The organism is Streptomyces bugieae (genome assembly GCF_036352915.1).
In the GTDB taxonomy this organism is placed as follows: Bacteria; Actinomycetota; Actinomycetes; order Streptomycetales; family Streptomycetaceae; genus Streptomyces; species Streptomyces endophytica.
In genome coordinates this window covers 1-14,009 of sequence record NZ_JAZBJP010000055.1, presented here as the reverse complement: position 1 = coordinate 14,009, position 14,009 = coordinate 1, and the positions used below count along the sequence as shown (strand labels likewise).

The window sequence follows — 14,009 nt, the reverse complement described above, 5'->3', positions numbered from 1 at the left end:
GTAGGCCGACGTCCGTCGGACGGGCCCTGGCCGGGCGCCGACCTGGTAGTCGTAACCCGGGCGGAGCGGCGCCCGCATCAACCGATCGGCCGACACCGGTATCCCCCATCATGCACGGCGATCCCGGCCGGACCGCCGATCCTGGAGGGCCGGTCCCCCTCCGACGATGAGGGCATGAATCCGAGAACTCCGTTCCGCTCCCACAAGGTCTCCGACGAGGTCTCCCCCAAGGGCTCCCACCGGGACTCCTCCAAGGCCTCCCGCAAGGTCTCCGCGGTCGGTGCCGTCGCCGCGGCCGGCGCCGTCGCGACCGCCCTGGTGGGCGCGGGTGTCCTCGGCGGCGCCTCCGCGACCGCCGCGCCCTCGTCCACGCCCGCCGCCGCGTCCTCGTCCGCGAACGTCGGCAAGGGCCTCACGCGCACCACCACCCACCTCACCCTCGACGCCGCCACCAAGGCCGCCCAGGCCGCGCTGAAGGCGGCCGAGAAGGCCGGGCAGCGGATCTCGGTGGCCGTCGTGGACCGCAACGGCAGCACACTGGTCGCGCTGCGGGGCGACGGCGCCGGGCCGCAGGCGTACGAGTCGGCGGCGCGGAAGGCGTTCACGGCGGTGTCCTGGAACGCCCCCACCTCCGACCTGGTCAAGCGCCTCGACGAGGCGCCCACGCTCAAGGACATTCCCGGCACCCTCTTCCTGGCGGGCGGTGCGCCGGTCCGGGACGAGGACGCGCCGATCGCCGGGATCGGCGTGGCGGGGGCGCCGAGCGGGGCCCTCGACGAGCAGTTCGCGCAGGCCGGCGTGCACGCCCTCGACGGCTAGCCGAACCGCGCAGGCCTCGCCGGCCGGCCGAACCGTGCACACCCTCGACGGCCGGCCGGCCGGCCGGCCGAACGGATCGGGTGCTGCGTCGGCTACGGCAGCGTCAGCACCCGTGGCCCGTCCTCCGTCACCGCGACGGTGTGCTCGAAGTGGGCGGCCCGGCTGCCGTCCGCGGTGCGCAGGGTCCAGCCGTCGTCGTCCGTGAGATAGGCGTCCGTGCCGCCGGCGAGGAACATCGGCTCGATGGCGATCACCAGGCCGGGGCGCAGCACGAAGCCGCGGCCCGGCCGGCCGTCGTTGGGGACCGGCGGGTCCTCGTGCATCTGCCGGCCGATGCCGTGGCCGCCGAAGTCGCGGGGGATGCCGTGGCCGGCGGCGCGTCCGATGCTGCCGATCGCATGGGAGACGTCGCCGATCCGGGCGCCCGGTACGGCGGCCGCGATACCGGCCGCCAGCGCCCGCCGGGTGGTCTCCATGAGCCGCTCGTCCTCGGGGCGCGGGGTGCCGACCGTGAAGCTGATGGCGGCGTCGCCGGCCCAGCCGTCCACCACCGCGCCGCAGTCGAGGCTCACCAGGTCGCCGTCGCGCAGCCGGTAGCCGTCCGGGATGCCGTGCACGATCGCGTCGTTGACGGACGCGCAGATGACGGCCGGGAACGGGGTGGGTGCGAACGACGGGCGGTAACCGAGGAACGGCGAGGTGGCGCCGGCCTCGCGCAGCACCGCGCGGGCGACCTCGTCGAGGTCCAGCAGCCGCACGCCCGGCGCGGCGGCCGCGCGGGCCGCGGCCAGCGCGTCGGCGACGACCCGGCCGGTCACCCGCATCGCGTCCACCGCGGTGTCCGTCTTGATTTCCACCATGGATGACCTCCGCAGGGCAAGGAACGTGGCACCGGTATTTCTTTACCGGTAATTGTTTACCGGTATTAGTATCACGAGCATGGTGCGGACTCCACTGACTCCTTGGGAGCGGGAACGCGGTGAACGGCTCGGCGCGCTGCTGCGGACGGCGCGTGGCGGGCGGAGCATGGTCGAGGTAGCGGCGGCGGCGGGGCTGTCCGCCGAGACGCTGCGGAAGATCGAGACCGGCCGGGCGCCCACCCCGGCGTTCTTCACGGTCGCGGCGCTGGCCGGCACGCTCGGACTGTCGCTGGACGAGGTGGCGGTGCTGGCCATGCCGCCCGGACCGGCGGACGGGGCCGGGAGCGGAAGCGACGCGGCCGCCTGAAACGCGCGCAGGGCCGGCCCCCCGAAGGGGACCGGCCCTGAAGCGAGCCCGCGGTCTACCGGCCGCGGACGGTTCTGCGCACCGGGGCGCCGGCGACTCAGACGTTGACGCCGAAGTCCTTCGCGATGCCGACCAGGCCCGACGCGTAACCCTGGCCCACGGCACGGAACTTCCACTCCGCGCCGTTGCGGTACAGCTCGCCGAAGACCATGGCGGTCTCGGTGGCCGCGTCCTCGCTCAGGTCGTAGCGCGCGATCTCCGCGCCACCGGCCTGGTTGACGATGCGGATGAAGGCGTTGCGCACCTGGCCGAAGTTCTGGCTGCGGTTGTCGGCGTCGTAGATGGACACCGGGAAGACGATCTTGTCGATGTCGGCCGGCAGCGCCGCCAGGTTGACGTTGATCTGCTCGTCGTCGCCCTCGCCCTGGCCGGTGACGTTGTCACCGGTGTGGACGATCGACTGGTCCGGCGTGCTCTTGTTGTTGAAGAAGACGAAGTGCTGGTCGGAGTAGACCTTGCCGGTGGTGTTCACCGCGATCGCGCTGGCGTCGAGGTCGAAGTCCGTGCCGGTGGTGGTGCGGACGTCCCAGCCGAGGCCCACCGTGACGGCGGTCAGGCCCGGTGCCTCCTTGGTGAGCGAGACGTTGCCGCCCTTGGACAGGCTTACAGCCATGGGGATGTCCCTTTCCTAGTCAACGCGTCGAGTCGTCGGGCTCCGTGCTGCCACGAAGCTACCGTCACCCACCAGAACGCCGTCGGGGGACCGTGAGGTTCCAGCTCCCTTTACTTTCTTTGCCCGATCCTGATGCCGGTCTCCACGGGGCATACCGGTGTCCGAGTGGCGTGCCGGTGCCCCCCGCGCGCCGTGCCTGGTGTCCGTGCCGCGCGCCGCGCCGCTCGGCCGCTCGGCGGCGGAATCTGATGTGCGGCCAGGTCAAGGCGGGTGAAAAGCGGGTGACGGTGCGGCCGGATCCGCGGGATCATAGGGCCATGTCCGGGCCCCATGTCATCCGCGGTTCGGTCGTCCTTCCCGAGGCCGAGCTCGTCTGGCGCTTCTCACGGTCCTCGGGTCCGGGCGGCCAGCACGTCAACACCAGCGACAGCCAGGTCGAGCTGCGCTTCGACCTCGGCGGCACGCAGGCGCTGCCGCCGGTGTGGAAGGAGCGTGCGCTGGAGCGGCTGGCCGGCCGGCTGGTCGACGGCGTGCTGTCCGTACGCGCCTCCGACCACCGCTCCCAGTGGCGCAACCGCGAGACCGCGGCCGTCCGGATGGCCGCGCTGCTCGCCGAGGCCAGCGCACCGCCGCCCAAGCCGCGCCGGAAGTCGCGGATCCCACGGGGCATCAACGAGCGCCGGCTGCGCGAGAAGAAGCAGCGCGGTGAGACCAAGCGCGGCCGCTCGGGCCGCGACTGGACCTGACCGGCGGCCCGGCTGCCGGTCCCCGGCCGCTCACCCCAACTGCCGGTAGCGCCCCCGGAAGTACGTCAGCGGCCCGTCGTCCTCGTTCGGGACCCCGGTGGCCAGGACCCGCCCGATGACGAGGGTGTGGTCGCCGGCCGCGACGCGCTGTTCGGTGCGGCACTCCAGGGTCGCCAGCGCGCCGCCGACGAGCGGGGCGCCGGAGGCTTCGCCCCGTACGTGTGCGATGTCCTCGAAGAGAAGCCGGTCGCTGATACGGCCCTTCATCGCGAATCGTCCGGCAATCTGCCGTTGATGCCCCGAGAGGACGGAGACCGCCCACAGCGGCTGCTCCGCCAGCAGGTCGTCCATCCGGGAGCCGTTGCGAACGCTCACCATCACGAGCGGCGGGTCGAGCGACACGGAAAGGAAGGCCGTGGCGGTCATGCCGGCGTCCTCGCCGCGCGGCCCGGCGTCCGGGTCGTGGGCGGTGATCAGTACGACGCCGGCGGCGAGCCGGGACAGGGCGGCGCGGAACTCGTCGTCACTCACCCCCACAGCATGCGGGATCGGCGCGCCACCCGGCACGGAGGCCGGCGCGACGGTGGGAGCAGCGGTGGCGGCGGGCCCGGGGGCCGCCGCATCGACAGGGGTTTCCGTGAACACGCCATGAACGCTAACTTCCCGCCGTCCGGGCGCGCATCGGGCCCCGGGACCACCCGCGTCCTAGGTCCAGCGACGGAGGTCGTATACAGCGGGTCGACCCCTCGGAATTTGCGTTCAGAAAGTGTAGAAAGAGTGAAGGCGGGTCTGCTGCGGCGGGGTGGTACGGCACGGTCAACGCTCGCTCACCGTCTGTGACTTGAGTCACAGCGGCCTCTAATTGTTGACCCTGTGTACCGAGTGAAGAGCTCACTGTGATTCAGTGAGCGTGGAATCGGACGACAAGAATCGTGGAGTCTGCTGTCGAGGTCTCAGGGGAGCGAGCGATGGAGACCGAGTCGGAGCCATACGTCCGTCTTGCGACCCTGCGGCAGCTGCACCAAGTGGTCGCCGAACTGAACACCGCACGCAGCCTTGCGGACACCTTGCAGACCGTCGCCGACGGCGCCGTGAACGGCCTCGGTTACGAGCTGTCCGCGGTCAACCTCGTGCGGCCCGACGGAGATCTCGTGGTGGCCGCGGTCGCCGGCAGCGCGGGCGCCGAGGCCCTGATGGCCGGCCGGGTCGGCTCGCGCTCCTCCTGGGACCGCCGGCTGTCCATGGGCGAGCGGTGGGGCGACCTCTGCTTCATCCCGTACACCGAGGGCTGGGTGCTGGATGACGACGACGTACCGCAGTGGCACACGGCCGGGCCGGCGCCGCGGTTCCCCGACGAGTGGCACCCGATGGACCGCCTCTTCGCGCCCATGTACACCGCCGGCAACGGCGGCGGCGAGCTGCTCGGCGTGATCTCCGTCGACCGGCCGCGCAATGGCCGGCGCCCCGGCCCCTGGGGCCAGGAAGCGCTGCAGATGTACGCCTTCCAGTCCGCGATCGCGATCAGCAACGCCCGGCTGCGGGCCAACATGCAGCGCGCCCTGGTCCGGCTGGAGCGCGAGCAGCAGGCCCTGCGCGCCAGCGAGGAAAGCTTCCGACAGGCCTTCGAGTACGCGCCGAGCGGGATGGCCGTGGCCGAAATGGGTGGGGACCAGCACGGGCGGCTGCTACGGACCAACGACGCGCTGTGCCGGCTGCTCGGCCGCACGGCCTCCGGGCTGCGCCGCTACTCCTTCTCCGACCTGGTCCACCCCGAGGACATCGGCACCCTGCTGCGCACCTCCGCCGAGGGCGGCCGCGCCGAGCTGCGGCTGGCCCGCCGCGACGGCACGTACGTGTGGGTCTCGCTGCGCAACTCCGTCGTCGCCGACACCGCCGACGGCCCCCGCTACCTGCTCACCCACGTCGAGGACATCGAGGAGCGCAAGCGGCACGAGCTCCAGCTCGCGCACCGGGCCAGCCACGACTCGCTCACCGGCCTGCCCAACAGCGCCGAACTGCGGGCCCGGCTCGGCGCCCGGCTGTGCTCCCGGCCGGCCGGCTCGCTGGCGGACGCCTACGCCTCCTCGGGCGGCGCGGACCCGCGGGACCCGCACGGCTTCCGGCCGGACGGCAACGAGCCCTTCGACGGCGTCGACGGCTTCGAGGGCAAGGCCCCGGTCCCGTTCGACCACCACGTCCACCTCGTCGCCCCCGCGGACGGGCCGGCCGACGACGGCTCCAAGGGGCTCGCGGTCCTCTTCTGCGACCTCGACGGCTTCAAGTCGATCAACGACCGCTTCGGGCACAACACCGGCGACGCCGTGCTCATCGAGGTCGCCCGCCGGCTGACCAGCGGCGTACGGGACGGCGACACCGTCGCCCGGCTCGGCGGCGACGAGTTCGTGGTGCTCGCCGACGGTCTCGGCACGGCCGACGCCCAGGACCTCGCGGTGCGGCTGCGGAACGCGATCATCCCGCCGATCCGGGTGGAGGGCCGGGCGGTCCGGGTGGGCGCCAGCTTCGGCATCGGCTGGGCGAGCTGCGGGATGACCGCCGAGGAGGTCCTGGAGTCGGCGGACCAGCGGATGTACGTCGAGAAGCGCTCCCGGTCGAAGGCGAACCGGCGGGCGGCGGGCTGACACCGGGCGGCGGGCCGCGCGGGCGCCGTGCGACGGACCGGGCGGGAGCCGGGCGGTGGGGCGTCGCGCACCGCGCGGCGCATCTCACATCCGCGGCCCGCCGGCCCCCGCACCAGCAGTTCACCGATCCGTAGCGATCCTGTGGCCCGCCGGGCTCGGTGTGGCCCGGACGCGAGGGGGTAGGCTGCGCCGATGCGGCGCGGCGCCGCCGGGGGCCCGGACCAGAGATTCGCGCAGAAGACGTCTGCGCACGCGTACCGACCGACGCGTTCATGACGCGCACACATCGCTTGGGAGTGACACGGAATGACGGCCGGCAACAACGGCGCGGACACGCCGGAGAACGACGACCCCTTCGCCTACCTCTACCGCGCGGAAGGCGGCGAGGGCGGGGCACCGGGCTCGGCGGGCGCCGGCGGGGCGGCCCGGCAGCCGGGGGTGCCGCGCACGTCGTACAACCAGGTGCGGGCGGTCGGCCAGCGCCAGTACGGCCAGCAGGCCCAGCAGCCGGTCACCTACGGGCAGCCGAACGCCACCTACGCCGCGCCGGAGACCCTGCCCGGCGGCGACCGCACCCGGCCCGTCCCGGCGCCCGGCCGCGGCGCCGAGCCGGAGCCGCGCCGTCGCAACGGGCTGCTGATCGGCGCGGTCGCGGTGGTCGCGGTGGTCTGCATAGGCATCGGCGTCGCGATGCTCACCAACAACGGCGGGGACACCAAGGACGCCAACGCCGGCAAGCCCGGCCCCACGGCCGGTGACACCGTCAAGCCGAGCGAACCGCCCAACAGCAAGCCCAAGCCCGGCGAACTGCCCAAGGAGGACGCCGGCAGCCTGCGTCTGGACGGCGGCGCGACCACGGCGAAGGACGTGCCCGGGGCCCGCTCGGCCGGCGGGACCTACATCGGCGGGATGAACACCCCCGGCGCCTCCGCCACCTGGTCGGTCGACGTGGACACCGCCGGCAAGTACAAGCTCTGGGTCGGCTACGGCGTGCCCGGCAAGGACGCCAACCTCACGCTGAACGTGAACGGCACGGCGATCCCCCGCCCGGTCAACATGGAGAACTTCGCCCACGCCCCGGAGGGCGCCTGGGACAAGGGCTGGACCAAGACCTGGTCGTACGTCCAGCTCAACAAGGGCACCAACACCGTCAAGCTGTCCTGCGAGAGCGGTAACCAGTGCGACGTGAACCTCGACCAGGTCTGGCTGGCCCGCCCCTGATACCCGCCGGGGCCGGTTCAGGCCGCCGGCGAATGGTCCGTCACCACCACGCGCTCCCGCAGCTCCTCGTACGTCGCCCGGTCGAACTCGCCGGCCGCCGGGGCGCGGACCGTCGCCGCGGACAGGGCGACCGCGCGGGCGAGGCGGGCGGGCCAGGGCAGGTCCTCCACCAGGCCGGAGAGCAGCCCGGCGACCGCGGAGTCGCCGGCGCCGGTCGGGTTGCCGGCGAACCGCCGGGGCGGGGCGGCCTGCCAGGAGCCGTCCGCGGTGACCGCCAGCATCCCGTCCGGGCCCAGTGAGGCGGCCACCGCGTGCGCGCCGCGGCGGCGGGTGTCGCGGGCGGCGCGCAGCGGCTCGGTGCTGCCGGTCAGGGCGGCCAACTCGTCGGCGTTGGGCTTGGCGAGGTCGGGGCGGGCGGCCAGGCCGCGGCGCAGCGGTTCGCCGCTGGTGTCGAGGAGGACGGGGACGCCGGCGGTGCGCGCGGCGCGGGTGAGGCGGGCGTAGACGTCGACCGGGACGCCCGGCGGCAGGCTGCCGCACAGTGCCACCGCCCGGGCCTCGCCCAGCAGTTCGCGGTAGGTGCCGAGGAAGGTGTCCCATTCGGCGGGGGAGACGGTCGGGCCCGGCTCGTTGAGCTGGGTGGTGTCCCCGGTGGTCCCGTCGACGACGGCGACCGTGCGGCGGGTGGCGCCGCCGACCGGGACCAGGGCGTCGGTGACCGCCGTCTCGGCGAGCAGGGCGCGCAGCGCGTCGCCGGTGCCGCCGCCCGCGAAGCCGGTGGCGACCGTGCGGTGGCCGAGCGCGGCCAGCACCCGGGCGACGTTCACGCCCTTGCCGCCGGGGCGTTCGGACACCTCGGTGATCCGGTGCGTACGGTGCGGGCGGAGCCGTGGCACACGGTAGGTGATGTCCAGGGCGGCGTTCAGCGTGACCGTGAGGATCATGGTCGCCCCTCCGGGCAGTCATGGCCGGGCGGCCGGGGTCGGGCAACCGCGCACGGCGGTGGCATGCGGACAAGTGCGCGAGCGATCATGCCATCGTCGGTGGCGGTTGGCCCAGACCCTCAGCTCACCTCACGCGCTCTGCGGGCGCACCACCCACTCGCCCCGGCGCATGACCCCGACCAGGGCGAACGCCGCGTCCAGCACCACCAGGTCGGCGTCCTTGCCGGCCGCCAGGGACCCGGTGCGGTCGTCGATGCCCAGCAGGCGGGCCGGGGTGGCGGACAGTGCCTGGACGGCCTGATGCACCGTCAGGCCGTCGACGAGGACGGCCCGTTGGAAGGCCCGGTCCAGGGTGAGCGTGGAGCCCGCGATGGAGCCGGCCGTGGGGCCGTCGCTGATCCGGGCCACCCCGTCCCTGACCTCGACCTGCATGGGCCCGAGCGGATACATCCCGTCGTCCATGCCGGCCGCGCCCATCGCGTCCGTGATGAACGCGACCCGGCCGTTGCCCGCCTCACGGACGGCCAGCTGGAGCATCGCGGGGTGCAGATGGGTGCCGTCGTTGATGAGCTCGACGGTGATCCGCTCGTCCTCCAGGAGCGCGGCGACCGGCCCCGGCGCCCGGTGGCCGAGCGGGGGCATCGCGTTGAAGAGGTGGGTGGCGACGGTGGCGCCCGCGTCGATGGCCTGCCGGGCCGCGTCGTAGGACGAGTCGGTGTGGCCGACGGCGGCGATCACCCCGGCGTCGGAGAGCAGCCGTACGGACGCCAGACCGCCGGGCAGTTCGGGGGCGAGGGTCATCATCGCGGCGGTGCCGTGGGCCGCGTCGAGGAGCTTGCGGACGTCGGACGGGTCCGGGTCGCGCAGCAGCCCCGGCTGGTGGGCGCCGCAGCGGTGCGGGGAGATGAACGGGCCCTCGAAGTGGATGCCGGTCAGCTCGCCCTGCTGGACCAGTTCGGCCAGCACCCCGGCCTGCCGGGCGAGTTCGGGCAGTTCGCCGGTGACGGTGGAGGCGACCATCGAGGTGGTGCCGTGCCGGCGGTGGGTCTCCACGACCGTCATGCACTCGCCGGGGTCGGCGGACGAGAACGAGCCGCCGCCCCCGCCGTGCACATGCATGTCGACGAAGCCGGGCACGACGAGGTGGCCGGTCAGGTCCACGGCGTCGGCGCCGCGGTCCTCGGCCAGGTCGGCGTCGCGGCTGTGGACCGCGGCGATCCGGCCGCCCTCGACGATGATCCGGCCGCGCTCGACGACCCCGGACGGGCGGGCGATCCGGGCGCCGGCCAGGACGGTGCGCCGGGGACCCGCGGCCGGCTGCACGGACAGTTGCTGTGCCATCAGGCGGTTACCTCCGTGGAGAGAAGATCCCAGGCGAGGAGTCCCGCGCCCAGGCACCCGGCGGCGTCCCCGAGGGCCGCCGGAACGATCGAGGGGAGCCGCTGGAACGTAACGCGCCGCCGGACCGCTTCCCGCAGAGGCGTGAACAGCGTGTCGCCCGCCTCGGCCAGTCCGCCGCCGATGATCAGCAGCTCCGGGTCGAGCAGGGTCAGGCCGGTGACCAGGCCGTCGGCCAGCGCGTCCACCGCGTCCCGCCACACCGCGCGGGCCCGCGCGTCGCCGGACGCCACGGCCTTGGCCGCGTCCGCCGCGCTGGCCTCCGGGTCGCCGCAGGCCGCCGCCCAGTCCCGGCCCACCGCGGCGGCCGAGGCCAGCGTCTCCAGGCAGCCCCGCTGCCCGCAGCCGCAGGCCCGCCCCCCGGGCCGTACGACGATGTGGCCGATCTCGCCGGCGCTGCCGTGCGCCCCGGCCTCGATGCGGCCCCCGATGCCGATGGCGCCGGCGATGCCGGTGCCCAGCGGCACGAACAGGAAGCGGCCGGCGTCCCGGCCGGCGCCGATCCGGCCCTCGGCCAGGCCGCCGGTGCGCACGTCGTGGCCGAGCGAGACCGGGACCCCGCCGAGCCGCTCGGAGAGCAGCGCCCGCAGCGGGACGTCCCGCCAGCCGAGGTTCGCGGCGTAGACGGCGGTGCCGGAGGTCTCGTCGACGATGCCGGGGACCGCGACGCCGGCGGCCTCGGCGGGGGTGCCGAAGCGGGCGGCGCCGATGTCGCGGAGCTCGGCGGCGAAGCCGAGGATCGTCTCGACCACCGCGTCGGGGCCGCGCTCGCGGCCGGTGGGCCGCCGTGCCTCGTAGAGCAGGGCGGGTGGTGTCTTCCCGGACGGTTCGGGATCCACCCCTACGAGGGCGGCCTTCATCCCGGTGCCGCCCACATCCAGGGCGATGACATGTCTCACGGGAACAGTTTCGCGCGCTGCGCCCCGAAAGGTCTAGTCCACTCACCGGTCCGGTCCAAGTGAAGGAAGTGTGGGAGCCCGATACCGAAGCGCGATCGCCTGTGGTGTAGACCTTGTATCGGACGCGGGGGGAAACCCGCTGTTCACGCCGGGCGAGGGCGATCCCCGAGACGGTGTTGAGGAACCCGGCAGGCACGGAATTTCGGGACAGGAAAAGGGCGGTAACAGCGGGTGCAGCGGCGGTACTTGAGCCTGGCGGCGGCAGCGACGGCCACCACCATGACACTGACACTCACCGGCTGCGGCGGCGGATCGGGCGACGGCGACGTCACCCTCAAGCTGATCGCCGCGGACTACGGTGACAGCGAGGCCAACAGCTCCCAGCACTACTGGGACCAGCTCGCCCGCGCCTTCGAGAAGAAGAACCCCGGCATCAAGGTCGACGTCGAGGTCGACAGCTGGACCAAGGTCGACAAGCACGTCGAGGACCTGGTCAAGGAGGGCAAGGCCCCCGACCTCGCCCAGATAGGCGCCTACGCCGACTACGCGGCCAAGGGCAAGCTCTACAGCGCCGACCAGCTGCTCTCCATACCGGTCCAGGCCGACTTCACCCCCTCCCTCGCGGAGGCCGGCGAATACCACCGCGTCCAGTACGGCATGCCCTTCGGCGCCAGCACCCGGCGGCTCTTCTACAACAAGAAGCTGTTCGCCCAGGCCGGCATCACCAGCCCGCCGAAGACCTGGGACGACATCGCCCACGACGCCGCCCTGCTGAAGGCGCACGGCGTCAAGATGCCCTACGCACTGCCGCTCGGCCCCGAGGAGACCCAGGCCGAGACGCTGATGTGGATGCTCAGCGGCGGCGGCAGCTACACCGACACCATCGGCAAGTACCAGATCAACTCGCCCGAGAACATCAAGACCTTCAACTGGCTGAAGGACGACCTCGTCGGCAAGGGCCTGACCGGCAGCGACCCGGCCAAGCTCAACCGCGAGGACGCCTTCGCCGGCTTCGCCGACGGCGACGTCGGCATGCTCAACGGCCACCCCACCCTCATGAAGCAGGCCGAGGCCAAGGGCATCGACTACGGCACCGTCGACCTGCCCGGCGTCAAGGGCCCGGCCAAGGCCACCATGGGCGTCGCCGACTGGATGATGGCGTTCAAGCAGAACGGCCACCGCGCCGAGGCCGGCAAGTTCCTCGACTTCGTCTACAGCGACAAGAACGTCGAGAAGTTCTCCGGCGACTACGGCCTGCTGCCCGTCACCACCTCCGCCTCCCAGACGATGATGGCCGACGACCACTACGCCAAGCTGCACAGCTTCCTCAAGCAGCTGGCCGGCGCCGAGTTCTACCCGGCGGACAAGACCTCCTGGCCACTGGTCTCCAAGACCGTCAAGGCCAGGATGGGCGCCGCGGTCGGCCCCAACGGCAACCCGGCCGGCGTGCTCACCGACATCCAGAACACCGCGGACACCGAGGACAACAGCGGCGAATGACGCCGCGCGCGGGGGACCGGGCCACCCGCCCGGCCCCCGCCCGTCCGACCGTGCGCTTATCGTGGGAACGTGATGACGAGCGGCCCCGGCAGTACGGACGACCCGCAGGCCACCGGCGGCGCGGGCGGCTCCGGGCTGTCCGCCCGGGACGAGGCGGTGCTCGCCGTCGAGCGCCGCTCCTGGCCCGGCCCCGGCCCCAAGGAACGGGCCATCCGCGAACGGCTCGGCCTCTCCCCGACCCGCTACTACCAGCTCCTCAACGCCCTGCTGGACGACCCCCGCGCGCTCGCCCACGACCCGGTCACCATCAACCGCCTGCGCCGGATACGCGAAGCGCGCCGCGCCCGCCGCTGACCGGGCCCGCCGCTCGCGGCACGGACGGTGCCGCGACCCGTCGGCCGGATGCGCCCGTGCACCGGCCGTGCACCCGCCCACCGCCGGTAGGGTCGGCGCCATGGGCAGCCCCCCGAACGTGCCGACTCCCGTCACCCCCGCCGGCCGCGACGGCCTCGCCGCGCTGCTGGCCCACCCGGAACGCGCCGTCGTCGCCCTCGACTTCGACGGCACCCTCGCCGACATCGTCCCCGACCCGGAAAAGGCCCGCGCCCACGACGGCGCGGTCGCCGCCCTCGGCCGCCTCGTTCCGCACCTGCGCGCCGCCGCGGTGATCACCGGCCGGCCGGCCACCGTCGCGGTCCGCCTCGGCGGCTTCGCCGCCGTCCCCGGACTGGAACACCTCACCGTCCTCGGCCACTACGGTGCCGAACGCTGGGAGGCGTCCACCGGCACCGTGCACGCCCCGCCGCCGCACCCCGGCGTCGCCGCCATACAGGCCGAACTCCCCGGCGTCCTGGACGCCTCCGGCGTCTGGCACGGCACCTGGGTCGAGACCGCCATCGAGCGCAAGGGCGGCCGGGCCATCGCCATCCACACCCGCCGCGCCGACGACCCGCAGGGCGCCTTCGAGCGGCTGCGCGCACCGCTCACCGCGCTGGCCGAACGCCACGGCCTCATCGTCGAACCGGGCCGCCTGGTCCTCGAACTCCGGCCGCCCGGGATGGACAAGGGCGTCGCGCTCGCCGACTGGATCCGCGAAACCGGCGCCTCGACGGTCCTCTACGCCGGCGACGACCTCGGTGACCTGGCCGCGTTCGCCGCCGTCGAAAAGCTCCGCTCCGAGGGCCTGACCGGCCTCCTGGTCTGCAGCGGCAGCAACGAGGTCACCGAACTCGCCGACCGCGCCGACCTGGTCGTCAACGGCCCGACCGGCGTCGTGAACCTGCTCGGCACACTGGCGACCGGCCTCACCGAGCACTGACCTCACCCACCCACCCGCCGAAGCACCGCCCCTCGGGCCCGCCGAAGCACGATGCCCCGCCCCGCCGAAGCACGCCGCTCCCCGGGCCTGCCGGAGCATGCTGCCCCCGGGCCCGCCGGAGCACGCCGCCTCCCGGGCCCGTCGGAGCATGCTGCCCCGCCCCGCCCGCCGAAGCACGCCGCTCCCCGGGCCTGCCGGAGCATGCTGCCCCCGGGCCCGCCGAAGCACGCCGCCCCGCCCGCCCCTCGCCGGGAATACCCGCCACCCCCACCCCGTTGTGGCCCCGCAGGGGGCGTTCGTGTCCCCTACGGGATGTGTTCGCCTCCGCCCTAGTACTGCAACCGCAGGTGGTGTGACCGTGTGGGCTGGGGCTCGTTGGTGTGACTGTGTGAGAAGTCGCTGACGGTTGAGGAGATCGAGTCATGGTCCGAGGGGATAGCGGATTTGCATGCCCGCTTCGGGCATCGTTTCGGCAGGTCAGAGCCACGAGACCGGGCCTTGGACTATCTGCGGGGTCTACTGGCCCCTTTGGAGAGGAAGAACGGCTGGACGCTGGCCGAGCAGGTCGGCCAGCTCCGCCCGGACGGCGTCCAGCGGCTGCTGAACCACTCGGACTGGGACGAGA

General features: G+C 73.5%; 14 protein-coding genes and 1 pseudogene. 9 read left to right on the top strand and 6 right to left on the bottom strand.

Translation table 11 applies throughout. The features are described from left to right. The first annotated feature begins 174 nt into the window (after positions 1–174). The gene (locus V2J85_RS38470; protein WP_330824173.1) at positions 175–819 is read left to right on the top strand and encodes a GlcG/HbpS family heme-binding protein; all 645 of its coding nucleotides are present in this window, start codon (positions 175–177) and stop codon (positions 817–819) included. A 92-nt stretch (positions 820–911) separates the two neighbouring features. Here the strand turns inward: V2J85_RS38470 and map are convergent, their stop codons facing one another. Then, positions 912–1,679, bottom strand: coding sequence for a type I methionyl aminopeptidase (map, locus tag V2J85_RS38465; protein ID WP_261956223.1), 768 nt, complete (start codon positions 1,677–1,679; stop codon positions 912–914). A 79-nt stretch (positions 1,680–1,758) separates the two neighbouring features. On the opposite strand from map, the gene V2J85_RS38460 reads away from it, so the two are divergent. After that, positions 1,759–2,046 (top strand): helix-turn-helix domain-containing protein, encoded by a 288-nt coding sequence (locus V2J85_RS38460; RefSeq protein ID WP_261956222.1) that lies wholly within the window; start codon positions 1,759–1,761, stop codon positions 2,044–2,046. 97 nt (positions 2,047–2,143) lie between these two features. On the opposite strand, the gene V2J85_RS38455 is transcribed toward V2J85_RS38460, so the two are convergent. Continuing rightward, complete coding sequence (locus V2J85_RS38455; protein ID WP_261956221.1) at positions 2,144–2,719, bottom strand: TerD family protein; 576 nt, start codon at positions 2,717–2,719, stop codon at positions 2,144–2,146. Positions 2,720–3,036: 317 nt separating this feature from the next. On the opposite strand from V2J85_RS38455, the gene arfB reads away from it, so the two are divergent. Further along, positions 3,037–3,465, top strand: a complete 429-nt coding sequence (gene arfB / locus V2J85_RS38450; protein ID WP_261956220.1) for an alternative ribosome rescue aminoacyl-tRNA hydrolase ArfB — start codon at positions 3,037–3,039, stop codon at positions 3,463–3,465. Positions 3,466–3,495: 30 nt separating this feature from the next. Here arfB and V2J85_RS38445 read toward each other — a convergent pair whose 3' ends face one another. Further along, a complete protein-coding gene (locus V2J85_RS38445; protein ID WP_261956219.1) occupies positions 3,496–3,996 on the bottom strand; it encodes a flavin reductase family protein in 501 nt (166 codons plus the stop codon). 437 nt (positions 3,997–4,433) lie between these two features. Here V2J85_RS38445 and cdgB point away from each other — a divergent pair, with 437 nt between their 5' ends. Then, the gene (gene cdgB / locus V2J85_RS38440; RefSeq protein ID WP_030414926.1) at positions 4,434–6,104 is read left to right on the top strand and encodes a diguanylate cyclase CdgB; all 1,671 of its coding nucleotides are present in this window, start codon (positions 4,434–4,436) and stop codon (positions 6,102–6,104) included. A gap of 306 nt (positions 6,105–6,410) precedes the next feature. Continuing rightward, positions 6,411–7,325 carry a CBM35 domain-containing protein gene (locus tag V2J85_RS38435; RefSeq protein WP_261956218.1) on the top strand — a complete coding sequence of 305 codons (915 nt, stop codon included), beginning with the start codon at positions 6,411–6,413 and terminating at the stop codon, positions 7,323–7,325. A 17-nt stretch (positions 7,326–7,342) separates the two neighbouring features. Here the strand turns inward: V2J85_RS38435 and V2J85_RS38430 are convergent, their stop codons facing one another. The 3 genes from V2J85_RS38430 to V2J85_RS38420 all read right to left on the bottom strand — a co-directional run bounded on the left by V2J85_RS38430 (position 7,343) and on the right by V2J85_RS38420 (position 10,527). Beyond that, entirely contained in the window at positions 7,343–8,269 is a 927-nt protein-coding gene (locus tag V2J85_RS38430) for a 1-phosphofructokinase family hexose kinase (RefSeq protein ID WP_261956217.1), read from the bottom strand. Between the two features lie 129 nt (positions 8,270–8,398). After that, entirely contained in the window at positions 8,399–9,610 is a 1,212-nt protein-coding gene (gene nagA / locus V2J85_RS38425) for an N-acetylglucosamine-6-phosphate deacetylase (RefSeq protein WP_261956216.1), read from the bottom strand. Next, positions 9,610–10,527 carry an ROK family protein gene (locus V2J85_RS38420; RefSeq protein ID WP_419836876.1) on the bottom strand — a complete coding sequence of 306 codons (918 nt, stop codon included), beginning with the start codon at positions 10,525–10,527 and terminating at the stop codon, positions 9,610–9,612. Before V2J85_RS38420 ends, nagA begins: the two co-directional genes overlap by 1 nt. 270 nt (positions 10,528–10,797) lie before the next feature. Between V2J85_RS38420 and V2J85_RS38415 the strand changes: the two genes are divergently transcribed. From V2J85_RS38415 to V2J85_RS38400, 4 genes and pseudogenes are all read left to right on the top strand, one after another. Then, the gene (locus V2J85_RS38415; RefSeq protein WP_474064972.1) at positions 10,798–12,066 is read left to right on the top strand and encodes an extracellular solute-binding protein; all 1,269 of its coding nucleotides are present in this window, start codon (positions 10,798–10,800) and stop codon (positions 12,064–12,066) included. A 72-nt stretch (positions 12,067–12,138) separates the two neighbouring features. Next, on the top strand, positions 12,139–12,420 hold the full coding sequence (locus V2J85_RS38410) for a DUF3263 domain-containing protein (protein ID WP_261957488.1): 282 nt from the start codon (positions 12,139–12,141) through the stop codon (positions 12,418–12,420). Positions 12,421–12,520: 100 nt separating this feature from the next. Then, positions 12,521–13,384 (top strand): trehalose-phosphatase, encoded by an 864-nt coding sequence (gene otsB / locus V2J85_RS38405; RefSeq protein ID WP_330824170.1) that lies wholly within the window; start codon positions 12,521–12,523, stop codon positions 13,382–13,384. Between the two features lie 414 nt (positions 13,385–13,798). Further along, positions 13,799–14,009, top strand: a pseudogene (locus V2J85_RS38400) (IS701 family transposase); the annotation flags it as partial.

Excerpts from the sequence above, each read along its gene's own strand:
- cdgB (WP_030414926.1), top strand. The coding sequence starts at position 4,434 with ATGGAGACCGAGTCGGAGCCATACGTCCGTCTTGCGACCCTGCGGCAG.
- V2J85_RS38435 (WP_261956218.1), top strand. The coding sequence starts at position 6,411 with ATGACGGCCGGCAACAACGGCGCGGACACGCCGGAGAACGACGACCCC.
- V2J85_RS38420 (WP_419836876.1), bottom strand. The coding sequence starts at position 10,527 with ATGAAGGCCGCCCTCGTAGGGGTGGATCCCGAACCGTCCGGGAAGACA.
- V2J85_RS38470 (WP_330824173.1), top strand. The coding sequence starts at position 175 with ATGAATCCGAGAACTCCGTTCCGCTCCCACAAGGTCTCCGACGAGGTC.
- V2J85_RS38410 (WP_261957488.1), top strand. The coding sequence starts at position 12,139 with ATGACGAGCGGCCCCGGCAGTACGGACGACCCGCAGGCCACCGGCGGC.
- map (WP_261956223.1), bottom strand. The coding sequence starts at position 1,679 with ATGGTGGAAATCAAGACGGACACCGCGGTGGACGCGATGCGGGTGACC.
- arfB (WP_261956220.1), top strand. The coding sequence starts at position 3,037 with ATGTCCGGGCCCCATGTCATCCGCGGTTCGGTCGTCCTTCCCGAGGCC.
- V2J85_RS38460 (WP_261956222.1), top strand. The coding sequence starts at position 1,759 with ATGGTGCGGACTCCACTGACTCCTTGGGAGCGGGAACGCGGTGAACGG.
- V2J85_RS38430 (WP_261956217.1), bottom strand. The coding sequence starts at position 8,269 with ATGATCCTCACGGTCACGCTGAACGCCGCCCTGGACATCACCTACCGT.
- otsB (WP_330824170.1), top strand. The coding sequence starts at position 12,521 with ATGGGCAGCCCCCCGAACGTGCCGACTCCCGTCACCCCCGCCGGCCGC.
- V2J85_RS38455 (WP_261956221.1), bottom strand. The coding sequence starts at position 2,719 with ATGGCTGTAAGCCTGTCCAAGGGCGGCAACGTCTCGCTCACCAAGGAG.
- nagA (WP_261956216.1), bottom strand. The coding sequence starts at position 9,610 with ATGGCACAGCAACTGTCCGTGCAGCCGGCCGCGGGTCCCCGGCGCACC.